The organism is Parajatrophihabitans canadensis, assembly GCF_053764775.1.
This window is the reverse complement of the sequence record NZ_CM132445.1, coordinates 4418642-4440730: the sequence shown is the minus strand read 5'-3', so window position 1 is coordinate 4440730 and position 22089 is coordinate 4418642. Positions and strand designations below refer to the sequence as shown.

General features: G+C 64.9%; 22 protein-coding genes and 1 tRNA gene. 11 read left to right on the top strand and 12 right to left on the bottom strand.

All coding sequences use genetic code 11. The annotated features are described in order from the left end of the window. Positions 1-71: 71 nt before the first annotated feature. The 3 genes from ACSMXN_RS21380 to ACSMXN_RS21370 form a co-directional block, all read right to left on the bottom strand. Positions 72-1352, bottom strand: a complete 1281-nt coding sequence (locus ACSMXN_RS21380; protein WP_081649239.1) for a lysylphosphatidylglycerol synthase transmembrane domain-containing protein — start codon at positions 1350-1352, stop codon at positions 72-74. A 195-nt stretch (positions 1353-1547) separates the two neighbouring features. Beyond that, positions 1548-1624, bottom strand: a tRNA-Pro gene (locus ACSMXN_RS21375). Between the two features lie 117 nt (positions 1625-1741). Beyond that, a complete protein-coding gene (locus ACSMXN_RS21370; protein WP_022914484.1) occupies positions 1742-2656 on the bottom strand; it encodes a metallophosphoesterase in 915 nt (304 codons plus the stop codon). A 90-nt stretch (positions 2657-2746) separates the two neighbouring features. Here ACSMXN_RS21370 and ACSMXN_RS21365 point away from each other — a divergent pair, with 90 nt between their 5' ends. Then, positions 2747-3202, top strand: coding sequence for a GatB/YqeY domain-containing protein (locus ACSMXN_RS21365; RefSeq protein WP_022914483.1), 456 nt, complete (start codon positions 2747-2749; stop codon positions 3200-3202). A gap of 27 nt (positions 3203-3229) precedes the next feature. Here the strand turns inward: ACSMXN_RS21365 and ACSMXN_RS21360 are convergent, their stop codons facing one another. Continuing rightward, positions 3230-5677, bottom strand: a complete 2448-nt coding sequence (locus ACSMXN_RS21360) for a transglycosylase domain-containing protein (RefSeq protein ID WP_022914482.1) — start codon at positions 5675-5677, stop codon at positions 3230-3232. A gap of 290 nt (positions 5678-5967) precedes the next feature. On the opposite strand from ACSMXN_RS21360, the gene ACSMXN_RS21355 reads away from it, so the two are divergent. Then, the gene (locus ACSMXN_RS21355; RefSeq protein WP_051148973.1) at positions 5968-6300 is read left to right on the top strand and encodes a WhiB family transcriptional regulator; all 333 of its coding nucleotides are present in this window, start codon (positions 5968-5970) and stop codon (positions 6298-6300) included. Positions 6301-6356: 56 nt separating this feature from the next. Here ACSMXN_RS21355 and ACSMXN_RS21350 read toward each other — a convergent pair whose 3' ends face one another. Continuing rightward, positions 6357-7616, bottom strand: a complete 1260-nt coding sequence (locus ACSMXN_RS21350) for an ArsA family ATPase (RefSeq protein WP_022914480.1) — start codon at positions 7614-7616, stop codon at positions 6357-6359. After that, positions 7613-8617: an ArsA-related P-loop ATPase gene (locus ACSMXN_RS21345; protein WP_022914479.1), complete on the bottom strand. Its 1005-nt coding sequence runs from the start codon at positions 8615-8617 to the stop codon at positions 7613-7615. The genes ACSMXN_RS21350 and ACSMXN_RS21345 overlap by 4 nt, the downstream gene beginning before the upstream one ends. 162 nt (positions 8618-8779) lie before the next feature. Between ACSMXN_RS21345 and ACSMXN_RS21340 the strand changes: the two genes are divergently transcribed. From ACSMXN_RS21340 to ACSMXN_RS21330, 3 genes are all read left to right on the top strand, one after another. Continuing rightward, on the top strand, positions 8780-9259 hold the full coding sequence (locus tag ACSMXN_RS21340) for a RidA family protein (protein WP_022914478.1): 480 nt from the start codon (positions 8780-8782) through the stop codon (positions 9257-9259). Beyond that, positions 9252-10103: an NUDIX hydrolase gene (locus ACSMXN_RS21335; RefSeq protein ID WP_022914477.1), complete on the top strand. Its 852-nt coding sequence runs from the start codon at positions 9252-9254 to the stop codon at positions 10101-10103. Before ACSMXN_RS21340 ends, ACSMXN_RS21335 begins: the two co-directional genes overlap by 8 nt. Positions 10104-10172: 69 nt before the next feature. Continuing rightward, positions 10173-11033 carry an MBL fold metallo-hydrolase gene (locus ACSMXN_RS21330; RefSeq protein WP_081649250.1) on the top strand — a complete coding sequence of 287 codons (861 nt, stop codon included), beginning with the start codon at positions 10173-10175 and terminating at the stop codon, positions 11031-11033. Here ACSMXN_RS21330 and ACSMXN_RS21325 read toward each other — a convergent pair. Further along, the gene (locus tag ACSMXN_RS21325; protein ID WP_022914475.1) at positions 10993-11667 is read right to left on the bottom strand and encodes a Crp/Fnr family transcriptional regulator; all 675 of its coding nucleotides are present in this window, start codon (positions 11665-11667) and stop codon (positions 10993-10995) included. The genes ACSMXN_RS21330 and ACSMXN_RS21325 overlap by 41 nt on opposite strands. Before the next feature lie 262 nt (positions 11668-11929). Beyond that, positions 11930-12223 carry a hypothetical protein gene (locus ACSMXN_RS21320; protein WP_022914474.1) on the bottom strand — a complete coding sequence of 98 codons (294 nt, stop codon included), beginning with the start codon at positions 12221-12223 and terminating at the stop codon, positions 11930-11932. 11 nt (positions 12224-12234) lie between these two features. Here ACSMXN_RS21320 and nth point away from each other — a divergent pair, with 11 nt between their 5' ends. From nth to ACSMXN_RS21300, 4 genes are all read left to right on the top strand, one after another. Continuing rightward, the gene (nth, locus tag ACSMXN_RS21315) at positions 12235-12981 is read left to right on the top strand and encodes an endonuclease III (protein ID WP_022914473.1); all 747 of its coding nucleotides are present in this window, start codon (positions 12235-12237) and stop codon (positions 12979-12981) included. After that, a complete protein-coding gene (locus ACSMXN_RS21310; RefSeq protein WP_022914472.1) occupies positions 12978-13628 on the top strand; it encodes an NUDIX hydrolase in 651 nt (216 codons plus the stop codon). Before nth ends, ACSMXN_RS21310 begins: the two co-directional genes overlap by 4 nt. A gap of 56 nt (positions 13629-13684) precedes the next feature. After that, positions 13685-14125, top strand: coding sequence for a cupredoxin domain-containing protein (locus tag ACSMXN_RS21305; protein WP_081649238.1), 441 nt, complete (start codon positions 13685-13687; stop codon positions 14123-14125). A gap of 69 nt (positions 14126-14194) precedes the next feature. Next, positions 14195-15379 carry a MarP family serine protease gene (locus ACSMXN_RS21300; protein WP_022914470.1) on the top strand — a complete coding sequence of 395 codons (1185 nt, stop codon included), beginning with the start codon at positions 14195-14197 and terminating at the stop codon, positions 15377-15379. Positions 15380-15400: 21 nt separating this feature from the next. Here ACSMXN_RS21300 and ACSMXN_RS21295 read toward each other — a convergent pair whose 3' ends face one another. Both ACSMXN_RS21295 and ACSMXN_RS21290 read right to left on the bottom strand, forming a co-directional pair. After that, positions 15401-16324: an alpha/beta fold hydrolase gene (locus ACSMXN_RS21295; RefSeq protein WP_022914469.1), complete on the bottom strand. Its 924-nt coding sequence runs from the start codon at positions 16322-16324 to the stop codon at positions 15401-15403. Beyond that, positions 16321-16800: a phage holin family protein gene (locus ACSMXN_RS21290; protein ID WP_051148965.1), complete on the bottom strand. Its 480-nt coding sequence runs from the start codon at positions 16798-16800 to the stop codon at positions 16321-16323. Before ACSMXN_RS21290 ends, ACSMXN_RS21295 begins: the two co-directional genes overlap by 4 nt. 130 nt (positions 16801-16930) lie before the next feature. Here ACSMXN_RS21290 and ACSMXN_RS21285 point away from each other — a divergent pair, with 130 nt between their 5' ends. Then, on the top strand, positions 16931-17791 hold the full coding sequence (locus tag ACSMXN_RS21285) for an SDR family NAD(P)-dependent oxidoreductase (RefSeq protein ID WP_022914468.1): 861 nt from the start codon (positions 16931-16933) through the stop codon (positions 17789-17791). Between the two features lies 1 nt (position 17792). Here the strand turns inward: ACSMXN_RS21285 and acs are convergent, their stop codons facing one another. Then, entirely contained in the window at positions 17793-19781 is a 1989-nt protein-coding gene (gene acs, locus ACSMXN_RS21280) for an acetate--CoA ligase (protein ID WP_022914467.1), read from the bottom strand. Positions 19782-19929: 148 nt separating this feature from the next. Between acs and ACSMXN_RS21275 the strand changes: the two genes are divergently transcribed. Beyond that, on the top strand, positions 19930-20742 hold the full coding sequence (locus tag ACSMXN_RS21275; protein WP_196811371.1) for a hypothetical protein: 813 nt from the start codon (positions 19930-19932) through the stop codon (positions 20740-20742). Positions 20743-21231: 489 nt separating this feature from the next. On the opposite strand, the gene ACSMXN_RS21270 is transcribed toward ACSMXN_RS21275, so the two are convergent. Continuing rightward, entirely contained in the window at positions 21232-22029 is a 798-nt protein-coding gene (locus ACSMXN_RS21270) for an HAD-IB family hydrolase (protein ID WP_022914465.1), read from the bottom strand. Positions 22030-22089: the final 60 nt, after the last annotated feature.

Sequence of the window (22089 nt, the reverse complement as noted above, 5' to 3'; positions counted from 1 at the left end):
GACGCCGACTCCAACCTTGCCGCCTTCGACGACGACGCGGCAATCCGTACCGTGATCATGCGCTGACGTGGCTAACCCCGCGTGGGCCGGGAGATCTTGGCTTTGAGTTCGGCTGACGAGGGAGGGGTCCGTCCCAGCTGGCTGATCGTGGGGATGTTCGTTCCAGCTGACGATTCGGTTGCGGCCGGCGTTGCATAGGCCACGCCGCTGCTGATCAACGCGGCAGCGACCGCGGCGACCCCGGTCAGCAGGCCTTTCTGCAGCGCGCCGAACCGGTTGCTGCGGCGGCGAATGATGGTTGGTCGCGAAACTGCTGATGCTTCTCCGGCAGTACTGAGCGCTCCACCGCGGCGTAGCCATAGCAGCGCGCATGCCCCGGCCAAGCTGGGTAGCCAGAACGAGATCAGCCGAAAGACGAGGACGGCGGCCAAGGCTGGCGCGGAAGGGATTCCAGTCGCTGTGAGCCCGACGGTCAGGGTAATTTCGGCCGGTCCAAGACCACCCGGCACGGGTGCCGCGCCCGCGACGGCCATGCCTGCGAAGTACACCATCGCGGCGGTCGTCAAGCCAAGGTTCAGTCCGACGGCGTGCGCAGCGGCCCAAAATGCGATCGCTCGAGCGAAGCTCGACCCGGCGGGGCCGGCAATCACCCGCATGAGGACCCGTCGGTTCCGGGCGAGCGCGCACAGGTCGACGACCACGCAGCGACCATGCTCGAGCCAGCGCTGCCGCCGCGCACTGATGTACCTCCAGCGGCTCAGCGCCCAGCTGCTGCCGAGCACGACAAGGGCGGCGCCGCTTACTGCAACTACCGAGTTCATATCCACCGGGACGCGAGGTCCGGTCAAGCTGCTGCGGTCCGCCGCCAGGACCGCAAAGCCTAAGCCGGCCGCCTGGCTGATACCGCTGCCTATGGAGAGGATCGCAGCTGCCGACAGCGCTCGATCGAGGTCGAGCCCGGTGCAGCGCAGGTAGCGGATACGTAGCAACGTACCGCCGAGCGTTCCGGGCATGAACCGGTTACAAAACGAGCCCGCGACTTCCACCGCCGCTGATTGTCGGTAGGAACCCCGCACCCCTGACACGGTGACGATGGCAACGGCCGAGGCGAGAAAGCTCGCCGCAACCGCCGCAGCTGCGACGAGCGTCCACAAGGGCGACGCGGCCAGAGCAGCCGAGGCCGCATCACGGAGCATCCGCCTCGTACTGATCCCCAGCGCGATCACGGCAGCAGCTACCCCGGCGGCAACTGCTAACGCCGTCACCCGGGCCGGTGGCCGCCGCCTCGCTCGGACCGCGTCTGCAGGTAGAGAAGGCGCGGCTGGAGACGGCGCTACCGGAGCGGTCGTCATGGCCAGGCATCTACTTTCGATGGAATTGCACTGCCATGAGTATGGCTGCAATGCGCAGCCTTGTTCGTCAAGATGTGGATAAGATCAGCGGCCCGTTAACGACCTCAGCTTGGGTGGACGGCACGGACCCCCTACGGAGACCGCACAGCCGCTCATAAGCGCTCCGCTTAGCGGGTGTCTCGGGTAAGTCGGTGATGGTCGGGGTGACAGGATTTGAACCTGCGGCCTCTACGTCCCGAACGTAGCGCGCTACCAAGCTGCGCCACACCCCGCTCGCAACCGGACAAGCATAACCGACCATCGGCGGGGTGCCGACGTCGGGCTGATGAGCCTGGGCGTGGAACCTGGGCGTGGAATGAGCATGGGGCGACGGCGACCGGCTGACGCTCTCAGCTACGCGCAGCGTCCCTGGGTTGCAGGGTCAACAGGACCGCTTCTGGCCGACAGCCGAGGCGAAAGGGCATGTACGGGTTCGTGCCAAGGCCGGCGCAGACGTTGAACCACATCTCATCGTCCCAGCGGTGCAACCAGCGCGCCCGGTGTACATCGATACCGCAGTTGGTCACGATCGCCGGGCCGAACGGGACCCTGATCTGACCACCGTGGGTATGACCGGCGAGCACCAGATCGTAGGAATCGTCGGCGAACCGCGAGAGCAACGATGGCTCGGGGGAGTGCATGACGCCCACCCTTACGGCCGCGGTTTGATCGGCGGCCCCGGCGATCTTGGAGTACCGGGCCTTCTTCAGGTGCGGGTCGTCGGTCCCGGCAAACGCCACCGGGACGCCGGCCACGTCAACCGTCGTTCGGACGTGCGTCAGATCGAGCCAGCCCCGCGATGCCATCGACCCTGCCAACTCGGGCCAGGGCATCCTGGTACGCCTCTCGAGATTGCCCATCTTGTCGTCCAGAAAGTACCGGGCCGGGTTCTTCGGCTTCGGAACGTAGTAGTCGTTGTTACCGGGGACGAATGCCCCCGGGAAGTCGAACAGCGGGCCGAGGGCGTCCATGATCGCGGGTATCCCGTCCGGGTCTGACGAGGTGTCGCCGGTATTCACCACGAAGTCGGGCCGCAACCTGGCGAGGTCAGAAATCCAAGCCTGTTTGCGTTTCTGAGCGGCGGTCAGGTGCAAGTCAGAAATGTGTAACACCCGCAGCGTAGGCGTGCCGGGGTCAAGCACCGGCACGGTGAAACGGCGCAGCGTGAACAGGTTCCGTTCGATCAGGCCGGCGTAGGCAGCGGTGGCAAGGCCCGCGACGCCTATCGCGGCCGCCACCTTGGTGGCGCGAGGCGATGCGGGCATGCAACACAGGGTACGTGCGGGTGAGGAAGCAAAATCCAGGCTGGCCGTAATTGCTGAAGCCCGCGGCGTGCTGGTGACTAATCTGATCCCATGAGTGACCTCAAGAGCCAACTGCGATCGGACCTGACGACGGCCATGAAAGGCCGCGACGAATTGAGCACCGCCACCTTGCGGATGCTGCTGACCGCTGTCACGAACGAGGAAGTCTCAGGTTCGAGTGCTCGCGAGTTGTCCGATGAGGAGGTGCTCAAGGTCATCAACCGGGAGGCGAAGAAGCGTCGCGAGGCGGCCGAAGCCTTCGCCGGAGGTGGGCGCACCGAGCAGGCCCAACGTGAACGCGACGAAGAGACCGTCCTGGCCCGCTATCTGCCGACCCAACTTGGCGACGATGAACTTGCCGCGCTGGTTCGCGCGGCCATCGCCGAGGCAGGGGCAACGGAGCAGCGCCAGATGGGCGTGGTGATGAAGGCAGTCTCTCCCAAGATCGCCGGACGCGCTGACGGCAAGCGAGTGTCAGACGAGGTCAAGCGACAGCTGAGCAGTTAGCGACTGCACAGCTGAGGATCGGCGCCGCTAGCGGCGTCCGTGGCTTGGTGGCGCTACCGGTCGGGTGGGTACGACCGGCGTCGCCGGCGGCTTGGTCGGCTTGATGACCGGCGGCGGCGGCGGAGACGCGACTGGTACCCCGCTGGAGCGGCAGAGGGTCACGACGGTGGACCCGGGCACACCGATTTTTGGACTGTAGTAGGCGATGTTTCCGGCGATGATGTTGCTGCCACAGAAGAAGTTGTCGACGGTCGACTTGAACCCCAGCGCGGTGAGCTGGGCCTGGGTCGTGGCTGGATCCTGACCCAACGAAACGTTGATCTGCTCGCCGGGAGTCGAATCCGGCGTCTGCCAGGTCCACTGTCTCGGGGCCAGGGTGGGACCGTAGGCCTGTAGCCAGAAGTTCGCGGCACTCGCACCGAAGGTGTCGCCGCCATCGTTGTTCTGCGTGACACCGGGCACGTTTGAGATCTTCTGATTGGGATTCTGTGGGTTGACCAGTGCCGCAGCTGACGTGAGGCTCGGCGTGATGCCGACGAACCACAATGCGGAGTTGCCGCCGTTGTCGTTGCCGTTGGCATCAGAGCTGTTGTTCGTACCGGTCTTGGCGGCGACCAGACTGCCACCGTTGTTGTACCAATTGCTGAAGAACGACCCCGCGGTGCCGTAGCCGCTGTGGGTGTCATTGGTCATGATGTTGACCAGCGTCCGCGCGACGTACGGGTCGTACTGGCGGGTGCACCCGGGGTGCTTGTACGGGACGGGCTTGCCGCTGGTGTCGGTGATCGAGACGATCGGCGTGGGCGGGCAGAAGACCCCGTCGTTGGCCAGCGCACTGAAGGCGCCGGTCAACTCCAGCGCCGAGGTCGGGCGCTGACCAAGCGTGAAGGTGGCCGCCTGATCCTGAATCGTGGCCTGGGCATAGGTGCGCTTGAGCCGATCCGTCGGGTCAACGGCGTTCAGAGCGTTGAGCCCGAGACCCGTTGCGGTCCCGACAATCGGTGCCAGGTTGCAGCCGAAGAGCTGATCTTCCATGCCGACGAAGTACGTGTTGGACGATTCCGGTAGCGCGAGGCTCAACGGCAATGTCGCCTTGTACGACCCCGCGTTGTGGTAGCCGCCTTGGGGTCCGGTGCCGGCCGGGCAGTTCTTGGTCGTGTACGGATCGCCAGCGGTCAGCTGGAAGTTCGGATCGACCCCGGCCTTCAACGCCGTCAGCGCCGTGAAGTACTTGTACGTCGAACCAGATCCGGCGTAGGCCGCTGAGAACACCGGATTGACCGAGTACGACGCATCGCCCGGCCGCACGCCGTAGTGCAGATCGGTGATCATCGTGGTGATCGCGCCGGTATTCGGCGTCACTGACGGCATCGCGAGAATGTAGCCGCCGCTGTTTTTGGGGTCGAGCCCGCTCTGTGTCCAGATAGCATTCTCGCCGGCGTTCTGCAGGTTCACATCGAGGGTCGTGGTAATTCTCAGGCCCGCAGTGTTGATCTTGGCATTTGTAAAGCCACCAACCGAGGTCAGCCAGTTCACTACGTAGTCGCAGAAGAATCCGGCGTTGGCGATGGGGGTACCGGAGACCGGCTTCGTCCCGGCGAAGGCGCAGCCACGTTCGGGTACCGCCCGGGCCGCAAGTTTGAGGACAGCGCCCTTGGAAGCCTTGTCTTGCGCGGGGGTGATGTATTTCTGGTCGAGCATATTGTCGAGCACGAGGTTGCGACGGGCAATTGCCGCGTCTGGATCCTGAAAGGGGTCGAACGCGCTGGGGCTCTTGACCAGGCCGACCAGCAACGCGGACTGCGCCAGCGTCAGCTTGCTGACGTCGACGCCGAAGTATGTCTGGGCTGCGGTCTGGATGCCGTAGGAGTTCTCGCCGAAGAACGCGATGTTGAGGTACTTCTCCAGAATCTGAGCCTTGGTGTTCTGCTTCTCGATCTTGAGCGCGCACTGCGCGTCGGCGATCTTACGGTTGATGTTCTGATCGATCGCGGCCTCGGCGGCCGCCTGGTCACCGGCACTGATCGCGTTGTAGTAGTTGACCTGCTTGACGTACTGCTCGGTCAGCGTCGAGGCGCCCTGGGTGTCACCGTTCGACGTGTTGAGCGCGCCGCGGATCAACCCGCGAATGTCGACACCGTGGTGCTGGTAGAACCGCCGGTCCTCAGTGCTGATCAGTGCATTGGTGACCGCTTTTGGTACCGATGTCAGCGGCACGACCTGCCGGTTCTGGTCGAACAAGGTGGCGATCACGGTCTTGCCGTCGTTGGCCAGCAGCGTCGTCTTCTGCTGCAAGGGCTCCTCGGTCAGGTTGCAGGTCGTGTCGAGGAACTTGTCTGCGCCGGCCTTTGCAGCTAGCCCGGCTCCCCCCACGTAGGGCACCACAACACCGGCCGCGAGCACACCCGTCACGACGATGAGTGCTGCGAGTTTGGCGAGTTTGGACAAGATCGTCAGTCCGGATGCGCGAGCCACGGGAGGTGAGTCTACGTGGCGAATGCCCGGTGACCGATTCTCACAGCCACGTCACGCCTTACCTTGCCGGCGGAAAAAGTTCTCCGGACTGCGTCATAGCGGGCCTCTTGTGGAGTCATTCGGATAGATCACTAGATGCCGGCACTCGCGATCAAGGTAGAAAGCTCGTAAATACGAAAAACCTGATTTCAAGTAACTAAGGAATTAATTAACGTATCTTGCGAGACGTTCAACTCGCAGGTTTGAAGCTAGGGAGAGCAATGACCGCGGCAAAGATGCCGAAGCGGCCGATGATCCTCGACAGTTCGGAATGGGCGTCGAAGGGATCGTGCAGGGACGTAGATCCAGAGACTCTCTTCGTTGCCGGTGCTGCTCAACATGAGGCGAAGACGATCTGCAACCGCTGCCCGGTGCGGCTCGAGTGTCTAGCCGATGCTCTGGACAGTCGTGCGGAATTCGGGGTCTGGGGCGGTATGACGGAACGAGAGCGGCGCCAGCTGTTACGCCGACGCCCTGATGTGAAGTCATGGCGCAAGTTGCTGGCCTCCAAGGCCGCGCTGCATGACTACGCGAGCGTCGTCAGAGGGCGGGTGCGCCCGCTCGGCGGCCGCCCTCGGGACTAGGCCCGATCGACGTCGCCCGCCGACGTCGCCCGCCGATCGTCACGGCCCGACCGGGCTCAGCCCGCGAGCGACTCGCCCACCGTTCGCAAGCCGGCCAGGTCGTGCACGTCGGTCGGCAGCGCCGGGACGCCGCGCTGCGCGACGTCTGGATGCGCAGCGGCAAAACGCGTGATCATGGCCTGATCGTGCATGGCTGCCTCGGCGGATTCGACATGTACCGATAGCGCGGCGGCAGCCAACCGGGTCGCTGCGGTCTGCTCGTCCAACTCGGCGAGTCGCTCGGCTGCCGCGCTAGCGCCTTGGCCAGACAACCCCTCAGCGACAGTTCGAAGCCGGTTGAGGACGACGCCGGCCAACGGCATCTGCTCCTGCTGCAGACGTTCGACGAAGAACGAAGCCTCCCGCAGCGCGTCCGGTTCAGGAGACGCGACCACGATGAAAGCCGTATCCGGCGCCTTGAGAAGTTCATAGGTTTGATCGGCGCGTTCTCGAAACCCGCCGAACATGGTCTCGAGTGACGCGACGAAGGCCGAGACGTTGCTCAACAGGTCATTGCCGAGGATCTTGGTCAACACTTTCCCGAAGACACTGAACCCGGCGCTCACCACCTTGAGGTAGGCCTTGCCGCCAGCGCGAGCCGGCGCAGTCAGCAGCCGGATCATCCGACCATCCAGGAATCGGCCAAGCCGCTGCGGAGCGTCCAGAAAGTCAAGTGCAGACCGAGACGGTGGGGTGTCGACCACGATGAGATCCCACTCGCCGTTGGCGACCAGCTGGTCGCGCAGCTGCGAGAGCTTCTCCATCGCCATGTACTCCTGGGTGCCGGCGAACGACGCCGAGAGCGATTGATAGAAGGGGTTGGCGAAAACCTGCTCGGCCTTCTCGGGGGTCGTGTGCGCCGACACGACATCATCGAAGGTCCGCTTCATATCGAGCATCATGGCGAGCAAGGCGCCGGTGCCGACATCGGATCCGGTGCCAACGATGTTGGAGCTGGCTGCACGGAAATTGACGTCATCCGGCTGAGCGGCGGCCGTGCCGCGAGCACCGTCAGGACGACCGACCCCAGGTACCCGGCGAGGGGTGTTGTCGAGCTGACTCAAACCCAGGGATTGCGCCAGCCGGCGTGCCGGGTCGATGGTGAGCACGACGACGTTTCGCCCCTGCTCTGCGGCTCGAAGCGCAAGGGCCGCCGCGGTCGTCGTCTTGCCCACGCCGCCGCTGCCGCAGGTGACGATGACCTTGATTTCAGGGTCCTTGAGCAATTGGTCGATCTCCAACGTGGGCGGCACCGGCCGCCGCTTCGCCGTCGTCATACCCATTCCGCCACGTCGAGCGCGTGACCGAGCTCAAAGAGGCTTCCCAGATCCATCGGCGGGATCAGTTCGGGCAGCCGGACGATCGGCGGCCCCGATACGGACAGCTCAGCAAGTGCACGTTCGGCGTCATGCTGGACGGTCTGACGCTGGGCATAGTGATCGACCTGCGCGGCCAGCGACTCCGCCAGACCATTACCTACCTTCAATCCTGCGGCGGTCAGGCCCTCGGTGAGCAGACCTACGTCTGCGAGACCGGAACTGTCCAGCACCCCGGCTGAGACGAGCTCTGGTCGGGCACGGTTGACGATGATCCGGCCGAGACGGTAGCCAGCGGCGGTGAGCTCGGCCGCCGCATCCAAGGTCTCCTGCACCGGCATCTCTTCGAGCAACGTGACCAGGTGTACGGCGGTCTGGCTGGAGTGCAGCAACGAGGTGACGCCGACGCTCTGCTTGTGAATGGGGCCCATCTTGGTCAGACCGGCGACTTCATTGGTGGTTTCGAGAAACTGGGCGATCCGTCCCGTCGGCGGTGCGTCGAGCACGACCGCGTCGAAGACCCGACGGCCGCCGACCTGGCGTGTGACCGACTCCTTGACCTTGCCGGTGAGCAACACATCGCGAAGGCCGGGAGCGATGGTCGTGACGAAGTCGATCGCCCCCATCTTTCGCAAGACCGATCCGCCGCGCTTGATCGAATAGAACATCTCGAGATACTCGAGCATGGCCGCTTCTGGGTCCACGGCCAACCCGATGACCTCACCGCCCTGGCTCGCGGCCAGGCGCGTTTCGACGTAGGGCAACGGTGGCGTGTCGAAGAGCTGAGCCAGGCCCTGCCGTCCCTCGACCTCGATCAGCAGGATGCGGTGGCCGCCCGCGGCCAAGGCCAGCGCCAGCGCGCCGGCAACCGTCGTCTTGCCGGTGCCGCCCTTGCCCGTCACGATGTGGAGCCGAGGCGAGGCAGTAGGCGAGGACGAAGTCGCTGGGGGAATTGACGGCACTCACTCAGCGTACAAACCAGCCACCGGCAATGCTTGCCATCTCGGCCGTGGCAGCTGAACCGGCACGGGCGGCCGGTGGCTGGCGCGCAAGTGTGGCTTGGCTCTCGTACCGAGCTACTCAAGCACCGGCCACAGCGAGGGGCGCCCAGGTAGTTTGCTGACATGATCTCTGAACGCCCATCGGTGTCTGCCCGCCTCGCTGAGCTCGGCATCGAGCTCCCGTCCGCCCCGGCGCCGCTGGCCGCCTACGTTCCAGCGGTGAGAAGCGGCTCGCATGTCTTCACCTCCGGGCAGTTGCCGATCGTGGCCGGTCAACTGAAAGGCACCGGAAAGGTAGGCGGCGAGGTGACCGCGGATGAAGCGGCCGGCTACGCCCAGATCTGCGCACTCAACGCCCTGGCCGCCGTCCACGCACTCGTCGGGATCGATTCGGTCGTGCGGGTTGTAAAGGTGGTTGGCTTCGTGGCATCGACACCGGACTTCACTGGTCAGCCCGCCGTGATCAACGGCGCGTCGAACTTTCTCGGCGAGGTCTTCGGCGCCGCGGGTAGCCATGCGCGCTCCGCCGTCGGAGTAGTGGCCCTCCCGCTGGACGCCCCGGTCGAGGTCGAGCTGATCGTCGAGGTCGACACCGATGGCTGACGCCGTGACGACCGAGACGGCTGCGGTACCCGCCCGAGTCCAAGAAGCGGCGACCGTGATCTTGCTCCGGGACGGCGAGAACGGTCTGGAGACCTGGTTGCTCCGCCGGGTGGAGAAGATGGCGTTCGCCGCCGGGATGTCCGTATTCCCCGGAGGCTCCGTCGATCCAGGCGATGCCGACACTGCCGCGGCCGGTTCCGGCTACCCCGGCAACCTCTCCAGCATCGCCGCACAGCTCGAGACCGATGTGTCGCACGCGGGTGCGCTGGTCTGCGCCGCGATCCGTGAGACCTTTGAGGAGGTGGGCGTGCTGCTGAGCCGACCGGCCGCACTCGCCTCGGAGCAGGCCCGCACCGACGTGGAGGACGGCAGGCGAACGTTTCTTTCCTTGCTGTCCGAATTGCAGGTGGAGCTCGACGAGTCGGCGATCCGGCCATGGGCGCGCTGGATCACCCCAGTAGGCGCGCCGATCCGTTTCGACACCTATTTCTTCGTCGCGGTGGTGCCTGACGGTGCGACAGCGGCGTCAGTCACCGGCGAGGCGTCCCACGCCGACTGGATCCCGATCAGCGAGGCCCTCTCCGAGTTCGAACGGGGCGAGCGGCCGATGCTGCCACCAACATTTACCAACCTGCGCCAGGTCGCCCAGCACACCACCGCAGCCGAGGTCCTGTCGGCCGCCGCCGGTCGAGAGATCCGACAGGTTGCACCTGTGGTCCACAGGTCAGAAACCGGCGAGGTGACACTCGTGATCGACGGTGCCGAAGTCAAGATGCCGGGCGGTCTGCCTGAGGTGCCTGACCCGGTCACGCGGACGGGCCGACCGGAACAGGGGAGCAACTAGGTGCCGGACTACGAATCGCTGCGGCAGATAACTCCGCTCGCCGGCGTCGTGCTCGCCAACAACCCCGGCATGATGTCGTTGGAAGGCACCAATACCTGGATCCTGCGCGACGAGCCAGGTCGTCGAAGTGCGGTGGTCATCGACCCAGGGCCGGACTCGGACGAGCACCGCGGTGCGGTCCTCGACGCAGCGGGTTCGGTCGAACTGATCCTGCTCACGCATGGCCACATCGATCATTCCGAGGGCGCTCGCCGGATGCACGAGGTCACCGGCGCGCCTGTCCGGGCGCTCGACCCGGCCCATCGTTACGGGACCGAGGGGCTCGGTGAGGGCGACACCATCGAGGCGGCGGGCGTCCGGATCGACGTCTGGTCCACGCCCGGCCATACGTCCGATTCGCTGTCTTTCGTGTTGCCCGCGGCTCAGTCGGGCGCGCAGAGTCCGAGTGAAGCGATGGCCGAAGCCGCCGCCGCCGACACGCCGCTGGCGGTCTTGACCGGTGACACGATTCTCGGTCGCGGAACTACCGTCGTGTCGTACCCCGACGGGGTACTCGAGGACTATCTGAATTCGCTGAACAGGCTTGCTGTGCTGGATGGGGTCAGCCTGTTGCCCGGGCATGGCCCAGAACTGGTCGACGCCGGCGCGGTCGCCCGTCAATACCTCGCACATCGGGAGCAGCGACTGGATCAAGTCCGGCAGGCGCTCCTGAACGCCCGCGGAAACCTGACCCCGCGGCAAGTCGTCAAGCGCGTTTACGCCGACGTCGACAAGGCCTTGTGGCCAGCTGCTGAGTTGTCCGTCCGGGCTCAGCTCACCTATTTACGTGCACACGGAATGCCCGACGTCGGCCTTGAAGGCTGGCGCCGGTTCGGTCTGCTGCGCAGGCTCAGCGAGCGCGGCGGGCCAACCGCTCGCGGTCGAGGATGACGACGCTCTTGCCTTCCAGGCGCAGCCAACCGCGCTGAGCGAAATCAGCGAGAGCCTTGTTCACCGTCTCGCGAGAAGCACCAACGAGTTGAGCGAGTTCTTCTTGCGTCAGGTCGTGGGTGACGCGCAATTGGCCACCGTCCACTGATCCGAACCGTTGCGCCAGCTGCAGCAGCTGCTTGGCGACGCGACCCGGGACATCGACGAAGATCAGATCGGCCAGCATCGTGTTCGTCCGGCGAAGTCGCCGTGCCACGACCCGGAGCAACTGCAGACCGATATTCGGCCTGTCGATCACCCATTGGGTCAGCGCTGATTTCGGCAGTCGCGCGACACGCGCATCGGTAACGACCACTGCCGTTGCGGTGCGCGGCCCTGGATCGAATAGTGAGAGTTCGCCGAACTGGTCCGCTGGACCCATGACGGCCACCAGGTTCTCGCGACCGTCGGTGGACTTTCGTCCCAATTTCACCTTGCCGGAGAGAACGATGTAGAGGCTGTCTCCAGGCTCGCCCTCGTTGAACAGGGTCGTTCCGCGTGGCGCGTCGAAGATCTCGAACTGGCTACCCAGCGCCTCCACGTCTGCGGGGTCGACACCTTGGAATAGCCCGGCCCTGCGTAGCACCTCGTCCACGCCAGCTCCTTTTCATAGTCATGCTGTCTGCTCATACTGACTGACCGATGTCCGCACGCGATCTCGGCGCCCGCCCGTAGCCAGCTGCACGCTGCCGAAAAAACTCAGCAGCGCCTTAGATAGTGCCACGGGCCTTGGTCAGCAAAATGCCCTAACGCCGGATTGTAGGGGGCTGTTTGCAGAGGAGCACTCCTCGACCCACCTGTTTCGCCGTACGAGATCGTTCGGTCGTGCCGATCTTGACGCTGGCCCCGCCCTGGCGTCAGCCCGACCGGCTTCTATTCCGGCGTACCGAGATCGGCAACCGCAAGCGGGTGCGGAACCGTTTCAAGGCTGAATCTGTGCCCTCTCGGACGAAGGTGTCCAGCTCGGCCGTGTTTGCGTGATCGAGAAATTCTTCGACATCGCGTTCAGGTGCACTCCTCGTCAGCGGCGCCTCGATTCGCTCCATGAAAAGCATGAAGGCCATCAGGAGCACCGGGAACAGCAAGACGAGGAATCCGATCATGATGACTCCATTGTGCCTCAGCTCGGGCTCGTGTCGGGGGCGCAACATAGGCTGAGGGTGTGCCTAGAGCGAAATCCGATGCGGTCAACGGCGCGGAGACAAACCTAGCCCTGACCAGGCGGGCGCGGCGGATCAACAAGCAGCTGGCTGAGCTCTACCCTCACGCACACTGCGAGCTCGATTTCGCAACGCCGCTGCAACTGTCGGTGGCCACGATTCTCTCCGCGCAATGCACCGACAAGAAGGTCAACGAAGTCACGCCGGCGGTGTTCGCAAAGTATCCAGATGCAGCTGCCTACGCAGGCGCCAACCGGGCCGAACTCGAAGACCTCATCCACGCCACCGGCTTCTTCCGGGCGAAGACGAACACCCTGATGAAACTCGGTCAGCAACTGGTGGAGCGGTTCGACTCCGAGGTGCCCTCGACCCTCGCTGAACTGGTGACCCTGCCCGGTTTCGGCCGCAAGACCGCGAACGTGGTGCTTGGCAATGCCTTCAACACACCGGGCATAACTGTGGACACGCACATCCTCCGGTTGTCCGAGCGCTGGCAGTGGACCACCAACAACGACCCGGTGAAGGTCGAGTTCGACATCGCTGCGTTGATCCCCCGCAAGGACTGGACCCTGATGTCGCATCGGGTGATCTGGCATGGTCGCCGGATGTGTCATGCGCGCAAGCCGGCCTGTGGTGTCTGCCCTATCGCGAGATCGTGTCCGTCCTACGGCATCGGGGAGCTGAATCCCGTCGCGGCCGCGAAGCTCGTCAAGAGCCCGTCCCAGATGCATCCTGAACTGACCGGGTGAAGGGCGTACCTCCGACGCCTGACTGGCTGCGGCCGCTGGTCACGGCATGCGAGCCACTCGAGGCGCGCGACCTGTCTCGGTTCCTACCCCCGCAGGACGGCACCGGGCGGCATTCGGCCGTGCTGATGCTGTTCGCGTCCGAGACTGGGCGTTTCGCCGATGCCGACGTGCTGCTCCTGCTGCGCTCGGCCACCATGCGCAACCACGCAGGTCAGGTCGCGTTTCCGGGCGGGGCGACCGATGCCGAAGATGCCTCTCCGACGGCCACCGCACTGCGAGAGGCGCACGAAGAGGTGGGCTTGCGCGAGGAGACGGTCGAGGTCTTGACCGAGCTTCCGGCGCTGTACCTGCCCGCTTCCAGCTTTGTCGTGACGCCGGTCCTGGCTCACTGGCGCGAACCTCATCTCGTTGGGATTGTCGATCCGGTCGAGGTCGCAGGCGTCGACCGGGTCCCGTTGCCGGAGCTGGTCGACCCCGCGAATCGGTTTACGGTCCGCGGCCCGTCCGGCTTCATCAGCCCGGGTTTTGAGGTGAACGGGCTGTTCGTCTGGGGATTTACGGCCGGGCTGCTGGACCGGCTCATTCGCCTCGGCGGCTGGGAGCAGCCGTGGGATAGCGACGTGCAGCGCGAACTGCCCGACCTTTGAGGCAGGTGGCTCGTCAGGGCTGCATAGGTAGGCCAGGTAGCGTCCTGCGCGTGCCTATGCCCGCAAACTGTCGTCCACACCGCGCTGCCCGAATGGCGCTCGGCGCCGTCGCGGTCCTCGGTGTGGGCCTCATCCTGAGCGGGTGTGAAACCAAATCCGCGATCAATCGTGAGCCGCAGACCGGCTCGACCACGGCCGGCGCCGTCGCCGGTGTGCAGCAGGTGGTCCTGACAACTGACGAAAAGTACCGATTCACACCCGCGACTGTGACGGTTCATCCCGGCAAGGTCATGATCACGCTCAAGCACCTCGGCACGAGCGGCGCTCCGCACGATTGGCAGTTGCAGGGTTTCCCGGCCGACTACGTGCCGCTGACCCAGGCGGGCCAGACGCGGTCCATCGAGTTCACCGCGCCGTCGCCTGGCACCTACGTCTTCGTCTGCACTATTCACGTAACCCAAGGGCAGACGGGCACTCTCGTCGTGCTCCCCAACTAAGGAGACCGGGCTGGCGACACTGGCCGCGATGCGTGTGGCACCGGGTAGCGACCACCCACTGGGGCAACCGTGAGGCCCGATTGGCTCGACTTGATCCTGGTCGTGGCTGCCGTGGCGTACGCGATCGGCGGCTTCCGAAACGGCGCGCTTGTCGGCGGGCTGTCTTTCGCCGGGTTCTTCGGCGGTGCGGCGATCGGTGCGCAGCTGGCCAAGCCCTTGGGCAAGACGCTGGCCAACGGATCTGCGCAGGTTCCCGTCGCGATCGTCTGCGTGCTGTTCTTTGCCATGTTCGGTCAGATCGTCGCGGTGTGGATTGCCGGGCGAATCCGATCCCGAGTGACCTCAAGGCCAGCGCGGCGGGTCGACAGCGTCGTCGGGGCGCTCTTCTCGGTGCTTGCGGTGCTGCTGGTCGCGTGGATGGTGGCCGTTCCGGTGGCCTCGTCGCCATTTCCGACCTTGGCCAACCAGGTGCGCCGCTCGGTCGTGATCCGATCGGTCGACAATTCGCTGCCGGGCAGCGTGCGCAATCTCTACAGCTCGTTGCGCCTGTTCATCGACCGCAGCGGATTCCCCCAGGTTTTCGGCGCGCTCCAGCCGACTCGGATCGTCGATGTGCCGCCCGCCGACCCGGCACTGCTGAAGTCACCGGCTGTCGCGGCGGCGGGGCCCTCGGTGCTGAAGGTCAAAGGAATCGCGCTCTCCTGTGATCGGGCCATCGAAGGCTCGTCGTTCGTCTACGCCGACGAGCACCTGTTGACCAACGCCCACGTCGTCGCCGGAACGAACGATGTGCACGTCCAAACCTCGGCAGGCTCGTTGCCGGCCAAGGTCGTGCTCTTCGATCCCAGCCGTGACGTGGCGGTCTTGTTCGTCCCTGGTTTGAAGGCCAAGCCGCTTGCGCTGGCAACCAAGCCTGCGGTCACCGGGCAGGACGCGATCGTGCTCGGCTACCCCCAGGACGGTCCCTTCGACGTGCGGCCGGCCCGGGTACGCGATCAGGAGAAGATCTCGGGCCAAGATATCTACGGCCGCCAATCCGTGGTGCGTGACATCTACACGATCCGGTCGGTCGTGCGGGTCGGCAACTCTGGCGGTCCGCTCATCGCTACTGACGGCAGCGTTCTCGGGATAGTTTTCGCCTCGGCCCTGGACTCGCCCGACACCGGATTCGTGCTCACCTCGGGTGAGGTTTCCTCAGATGCAGCAACGGGACGGGCCGCAACGGCATCGGTAGGAACCGGCGACTGCGACTAATCTCTGTCAGTCGAGTCTCCGTCAGTCGAGCTTGGCCCACCGGATCAGTTCTTCCGAGACTTGTTCGGGAGCCTCCTGCTGGGGAAAGTGACCGACTCCGGTCAGCAGCCGCCATTCGTAGTGGGCCGAAACATAGCTGGACGAGCCCTGAGCGGTGGGCGGCAGCACACAGCCATCGAAGTCGCCATGCAGTTGCAGTACTGGACGCTCGATCTGTGCCCGCATCGATGCGGCGTAGGCACGACCGTCCGGCCTCGGCAGCGAGCGGACGGACCAGCGGAAGAATTCCAGCGAGCAATGGGCAACCGGATGAATCCGCATGGCCTGGGTGTAGCGGTGGACCGAATCGTGGTACCCCGGCGTACCCCGCCAACGGGGTCCCGACCAGGTGTCGAACAGCGATCGGATGAACTCGGGGTCGCGGGTGAGCAGGCGCTCGCCGTAGCGGGGTAACTGGAACTTTCCCAAGGCGTACGCCGAAGCCCGTCGCTGTCCGGTCCGGTCACCAAAAATTGCGCTCCGCATCCGCAGCGGGTGAGCAGTGCCGAGGACAGCGATCCGACGGACCACCTCAGGTGCCTGAGCGGCGACGGTCCACGCAAGCTGGCCGCCGACATCGTTGCCGACGATGACCGCATCCTGCTCACCGAGGGCGGCGACCAGCTGCGCAATATCGGCCGCGAGAGTGGTCGCGTCGTAGCCGCGCGGCGGCTTGTCCGAGGCGCCGTAACCTCGTAGATCGACTGCGACCGCCCGAAAGCCCGCGTCCGCAAGGTCGATCAGCTGCTGAGCCCAGGTCCACCAGAACGTCGGCATGCCGTGCAGCAGGAGCACCAGCGGACCCGATCCCAGTTCGGCCACATGCAACGACACCCCATTGGCACCCACCATGCGGTGAGTCCACGGCCCCTCGATGAGGACGAGCGAGTCGTCGGGTTCGGTCACGATTTGCTGGTGGCCTGCCGCAGCGCGGTAACGGTGTCCTTCGTAGTGGCGATGGTCTGTTCCGGCGCCTTGACCCGTTTCACCTTCCGGTACCCGATGAACGAGAGCAGCGCGGCAATCAGGACCAACAACCCGAACACGATGAGGTACGCCGCCCATCGCCAGATGTGCAGCGCGACCAGACCCTCAGCGAGGGCGATCAGGCCAAAGGTCAGCGAAAACACCAGGAGGACGGCAGCGCCGGCGAACATCCCGACGCCCGTCCCGGCGTTCTTGACCGATGATTTGACCTCGAGTTTGGCCAATTCGATCTCGCCGTGCAGCACCGTCGAGAAGCTGGTCTGGGCGTCAGCGACAAGGCTGCCCAACGAGGGCTCAGCGCGGTGGTTGGCGACATCACCTTTGGCGGCGGTACGCGATCGCTGACGATCACGGTCTTCGGGCAGCACAACTGCGTCACTGTTGTTCGCGCTCACTCGAGCATCCCCTTCGGTCTGTCCTGTGCGGATTCCTCGTAGCGGCACGGTTTCGGCCGAGTCGTCACGTGCCTATCATGCCGGACCGGGCCAGCTGCTGTGCTCTACCTGCGCTTTCGGGTGCTTCCGGGTGGCTTTCGGGTGGCTCCTGATCTGGGTGGTGGCCCGGGTACCTGCGGTCGATAGGGTGCTTGCTGTGGCCCGCTACCTGATCACCGGAGTGTCCCGGGGCATCGGGCGGGCCGTTGCCGACGAGTTGATATCTCGCGGCCACGACGTGATTGGGCTGGTACGGACTGCTGAATCTGCTGAGCTGGTCAGCCAGCGCGGCTTGCGCAAGGTGCTTGTCGCCGACCTGGCGCACCCCGAGTCGCTGTCCGGTTCGATCGGTGCCGAACTCGCCGAACTTACTGCGACCTCGGCCGAGCTTGGCTCCGCCACCGATGGGCCGGTCTCCGACACCGATGGGCCGGTCTCCGACACCGGGTTGGCAGGTTTGGTGCACGCCGCCGGCATCGTGCGGCCGGGCAGCCTGGCGTCGTCGGGTCCGGCAGAGTTTGCCGACCAGTTCGCGGTCAACGTGACTGCCGTAGCTGAGCTGACCCGCTTGGCCCTACCGGCTCTGCGTGCTGCCGGCGGCACCTTGGTACTCGTCAATTCGGGATCAGGTCTCAACGTGCGGCCACCACTGTCGACGTACGGCATCTCCAAGCACGCCATGCGGGCTTATGCCGACGCACTACGCCAGGAGGAGCCGTCGATCCGGGTGTCGACCGTGTTCCCCGGACGCACGGCGACCGATATGCAGCGCGCTGTACGGCACGCCGAGAATGGCCGATACGACGAAGCCGCGTACCTGTCGCCCGCCACGGTCGCGGGTGTCATCTGCTCAGTGCTGTTCTTGCCAGAAGACGGAGTGATAACCGATGTGACGGTTCGTCCGGCGACTCAACCAGGACCGTCTGCGCCGTCGCCGGACGCTGTTCCCTAGCTCAGTCCTCGCTGGCACCCGTGGACATGCCCTGAGAAATGAGCTGCATGACCGACGAGTCAGCCAGGGTCGTCACGTCGCCGATCGAACGATTCTCGGCGACGTCGCGCAGCAGCCGACGCATGATCTTGCCGGAGCGCGTCTTGGGCAGCTCGGCAACGACCATGATCTGACGTGGTTTGGCGATCGCACCGATCTCTTTTGCGACATGGTTGCGCAGCTCGGTAACCATCTCCGCTCCGCCGTCGGCAGCCGAACCTCGCAGGATCACGAACGCCACGATGCCTTGGCCGGTCGTTGCATCGGTAGCTCCGACGACTGCGGCTTCAGCGACCGACGGGTGCGACACGAGGGCCGACTCGACTTCGGTCGTCGAAATACGGTGGCCGGACACGTTCATCACGTCGTCGACGCGTCCGAGCAGCCACAGGTCGCCGTCGTCGTCCTTCTTCGCGCCGTCGCCGGCGAAGTAGAAGCCCTCGTCGGCGAACTTCGACCAGTAGGTCTCAACGAATCGCTCATCGTCGTGCCAGATACCGCGGAGCATCGCCGGCCACGGTTCGGTGAGTACGAGCAGGCCGCCGCCGCCGTTGGGCACCGGAACTCCACGAACATCCACCACGTCGGCAGCAACCCCCGGCAACGCTCGGGTGGCTGATCCGGGCTTGGTGGCCGTCACGCCGGGCAGCGGGCTGATCATGATCGCGCCGGTCTCGGTCTGCCACCAGGTGTCCACCACCGGACACCGATCACCGCCGATGACCGTGCGGTACCACATCCAGGCCTCAGGATTGATGGGCTCACCGACCGAACCGAGTACCCGCAACGATGTCAGGTCGAATTTGGCTGGGATGTCATCACCCCACTTCATGAACGTGCGAATCGCGGTCGGCGCGGTGTACATGATCGTCACGCCGTACTTCTGAACGAGCTCCCAAAAACGTCCCTGATGTGGTGTGTCAGGCGTCCCCTCATAGATCAGCTGGGTAGCGCCGTTCGCCAATGGCCCATAGACGATGTAGGAGTGCCCGGTCACCCAGCCGATATCGGCTGTGCACCAATAGACATCTGTTTCCGGTTTGAGGTCGAAGGCTGCGTTGTGGGTGTAGGCGACCTGGGTGAGGTAGCCGCCTGTGGTGTGCAGGATTCCTTTTGGTTTTCCGGTGGTTCCCGAGGTGTACAAGATGAACAGCGGGTTCTCGGCATCGAAATACTCAGGGTCGTGCACAGCTGGTTGATTGGCTACCGTATCGGACCACCAGACGTCCCTGCCGCTCTCGAATTCAACGTCGTTGCCACCACGCTTGACGACTAGTACGTGTTCGACAGGGGATTCGTCGGCGGGGAACTTCGCCAGCGCCTCGTCGACGACTGGCTTGAGGGCAAAGACCTTGCCGCGACGCCAGCCTCCATCGGCGGTGATCACGAGTTTCGCGTCGGCGTCGACCACCCGGTCATAGATGGCCTGGGCTGAGAATCCGCCGAAAATAACTGAGTGAACTGCACCGATACGGGCGCAAGCCAGCATCGATATGACCGCCTCGGGGATCATCGGCAGGTAGATCGCGACCCGGTCGCCGCGGGTTACACCCAGCTCGGTCAAGGCGTTCGCCGCCTGCGCCACCAGCCCGGCCAGCTCGCGGTAGGTGATCGCGCGGGTATCGCCTGGTTCACCTTCGAAGTGAATGGCGACCTTCTCGCCTCGACCGGCTTGCACGTGCCGGTCGACGCAATTAACCGAGGCATTCAACGTTCCGCCGACGAACCATTTGGCAAACGGCGCAGCTGACCAATCCAGTGTTTGCGTCCACTCCGACTGCCACTGAAGGCGTCGGGCCTGGGTGTCCCAGAACGCCAGCCGATCGGCCGCCGCGAGATCGTAGCTGTCGGCCGAGTAGTTCGCCGCGGCCGCAAACTCCGGCGACGGCGGAAAACGGCGCTCTTCGTGCAACAGATTCGACAGGCCATCTGAGTTGCTCGCCTCGGTCATTTCGCTCCTTCGCTTGCGTCCTCGTCCGTCGATACCGAACCTAGTCGGCAGCCGCCAGAACAAGTAAGGCGCCTTCCGGGTCGGCAATTCTTCGGGTCGGCTTGTGGTGGTGTCACTTCGGATCTGGCCATTGGCTAACGTTCCGGGCGTGAGTAACGACCCGCTGGCACCCCTGATGCAGATTTCGGCGATTTCGCAGCAGGTCGCCAGGAGCCGGGAGACCGTAGACGCGGTGCTGGGGCATCGGGTTGTGAAACGCCGGCCGGCGGAGGTTTCAGCTGAATCGCTGCTGCGCGGAGCCTGGGCATCGGCCGTCCTCGCAGGCTCGGCGGCGACCATGGCCGACGTCCGGGCGGCGGGTGCTGCCTCTGGGCCAGATGTTTCTGGGCCAGATGATTTTGGGCCGGAGACGGGCGCGGCCGCCGTGGCCCAACTCGATCCGGTCCTGCGGGGAGCCTTGCGCGTCTCCGCTGAACTCAGGGCATTGGCCGATCCTTGGCGGAGCGCCCACCGGCAGGTACTGGCGCGGTTGCACGCACTCGCGGCTGCTGACCTGGTGGAGTCCGACGATGAGCTCGGGCGGCCTCGTCCTGATCGTGAAGTCGTGCACCGACTCGACATTCTTGCCGACGTTCTCGGCGAGACCAAGGCCCCTGCCGTGGTTGTGGCCGCGGTCGTGCAGGCCGAAATCCTGTCGCTGGATGCCTTTGCACCCGCCTCCGGCGTAGTCGGGCGGGCGGCCGCGAGATTGACGCTCATCGAACGCGGGCTCGATCCGCGATCGCTCGTCGCGCTCGAAGTCGGGCACCTTGCCTTGCGAGCTGAGATGGCTGAGGCCCTGGACGCCTATCGGGCAGGCGACGAGGCCGGCGTGGTCACCTGGATCACTCACTGTTGCCAGGCGCTGGAGATGGGCGCGCGCGAGTCGCTGAGCATCTGCGAGGAGCTGCAACGAGGCTGACGGCGGCCTCGTGGCCGACGGCGGCCTCGCGGCCGGTGCAGTCAGGGTGCGTGCGACACAAGGCCGAGGGCACCGGGCCGGAGCGCGGTGCCCTCGTGCGGGCAATCGGGTTACCAAGCGTGCACCTCTAAAGGTCAGGCGCGGGCCGGTAGGTCCGCGTCGACAGCCGTTAGCGTGGCTTCATCGCCGCGTGGGTGCCCGTCTGTCCACTGGCGGAGTCCACGACCGGTGGGGGCTGGACCGCCATAGCCGATCGAAGATTCCGTGTCCCTATTGGTACTCCTGTCGGCGGTGCTAAGCAATAGTAAAGGCCCCCGATTCGCCTTTATCTATCGCGGGAATCTAGGTGCGATAGGGCGGAGCGGGTGATGAAAACAGCGGATCGCCCCAATTGGCGGGACATTGTCCTGTGCGACAGGTGCGCGTGGTCGACGGACCAGCATGAAGGCCGAAGGGTGAGAGCCGGCGGCGGCCCTCGGATCGTTGGACTCAGTCCCGGGCAATGCGCCGCGCGTGGCTGTACCACGCGAGAACGGCGGCGCCGGCGAGAGCGCCGGCAACCGCAGCCGTTGCACCTGCCCGGGGAGGTTTGAGACCCGAGAGACGTTCGCGCAGCGGTACTGCATTCGTGAACGCCAGCACCGGCCAGTCCTTCTCGGCGGCCAACTTGCGCAGGGCTTTGTCGGGATTCACCGCATACGGATGTCCGACAGCTTCGAGCATCGGCGCGTCTGTGATGGAATCGGAATAGGCATAGCTGGCGCTCAAGTCATAGCCGCGCTCCTGGGCGAGCGTTCGAAGGCCTTCGGCTTTGTGCGGACCATAGGCGTAGTACTCGATCTCGCCGGTGTACTTGCCGTCCTGAACGACCATGCGGGTAGCGATGACGAAATCTGCGCCGACCATTTCGCCGATCGGACGCACCACCTCGTCTCCGGACGAGGAGATGATCACGACATCTCGCCCGGCAGCTTTGTGCTCACCGATGAGATCGACGGCTTCGTTGTAGACCAGCGGATCGATTATCTCGTGCAGGGTTTCGTTGACGATGTCACGGATCTGCTGGACGTCCCAGCCGCTGCACATGGCGGTCAGGTAGTCCCGCATCCGGTCCATCTGATCCGCGTCCGCGCCGGCCAGGGCGAAGACGAACTGTGCGTAGGCGCTGCGGAGCACGGTCCGACGGTTGATCAGACCGCCTTGGTAAAAGGGCCTGCCGAAGGCAAGCGTGCTCGATTTGGCGATGATCGTCTTGTCGAGATCGAAGAACGCCGCTGCTCTGGCCACTCGCCGAGGATAGCCACTTACGCTGGGTTGCTCGTTCGCCCGGCCGAGTGGTTGGCCTTT

Excerpts from the sequence above, each read along its gene's own strand:
- ACSMXN_RS21380 (WP_081649239.1), bottom strand. The coding sequence starts at position 1,352 with ATGACGACCGCTCCGGTAGCGCCGTCTCCAGCCGCGCCTTCTCTACCT.
- ACSMXN_RS21370 (WP_022914484.1), bottom strand. The coding sequence starts at position 2,656 with ATGCCCGCATCGCCTCGCGCCACCAAGGTGGCGGCCGCGATAGGCGTC.
- ACSMXN_RS21365 (WP_022914483.1), top strand. The coding sequence starts at position 2,747 with ATGAGTGACCTCAAGAGCCAACTGCGATCGGACCTGACGACGGCCATG.
- ACSMXN_RS21355 (WP_051148973.1), top strand. The coding sequence starts at position 5,968 with ATGATCCTCGACAGTTCGGAATGGGCGTCGAAGGGATCGTGCAGGGAC.
- ACSMXN_RS21350 (WP_022914480.1), bottom strand. The coding sequence starts at position 7,616 with ATGACGACGGCGAAGCGGCGGCCGGTGCCGCCCACGTTGGAGATCGAC.
- ACSMXN_RS21340 (WP_022914478.1), top strand. The coding sequence starts at position 8,780 with ATGATCTCTGAACGCCCATCGGTGTCTGCCCGCCTCGCTGAGCTCGGC.
- ACSMXN_RS21335 (WP_022914477.1), top strand. The coding sequence starts at position 9,252 with ATGGCTGACGCCGTGACGACCGAGACGGCTGCGGTACCCGCCCGAGTC.
- ACSMXN_RS21330 (WP_081649250.1), top strand. The coding sequence starts at position 10,173 with ATGATGTCGTTGGAAGGCACCAATACCTGGATCCTGCGCGACGAGCCA.
- ACSMXN_RS21320 (WP_022914474.1), bottom strand. The coding sequence starts at position 12,223 with ATGTTGCGCCCCCGACACGAGCCCGAGCTGAGGCACAATGGAGTCATC.
- ACSMXN_RS21305 (WP_081649238.1), top strand. The coding sequence starts at position 13,685 with ATGCCCGCAAACTGTCGTCCACACCGCGCTGCCCGAATGGCGCTCGGC.
- acs (WP_022914467.1), bottom strand. The coding sequence starts at position 19,781 with ATGACCGAGGCGAGCAACTCAGATGGCCTGTCGAATCTGTTGCACGAA.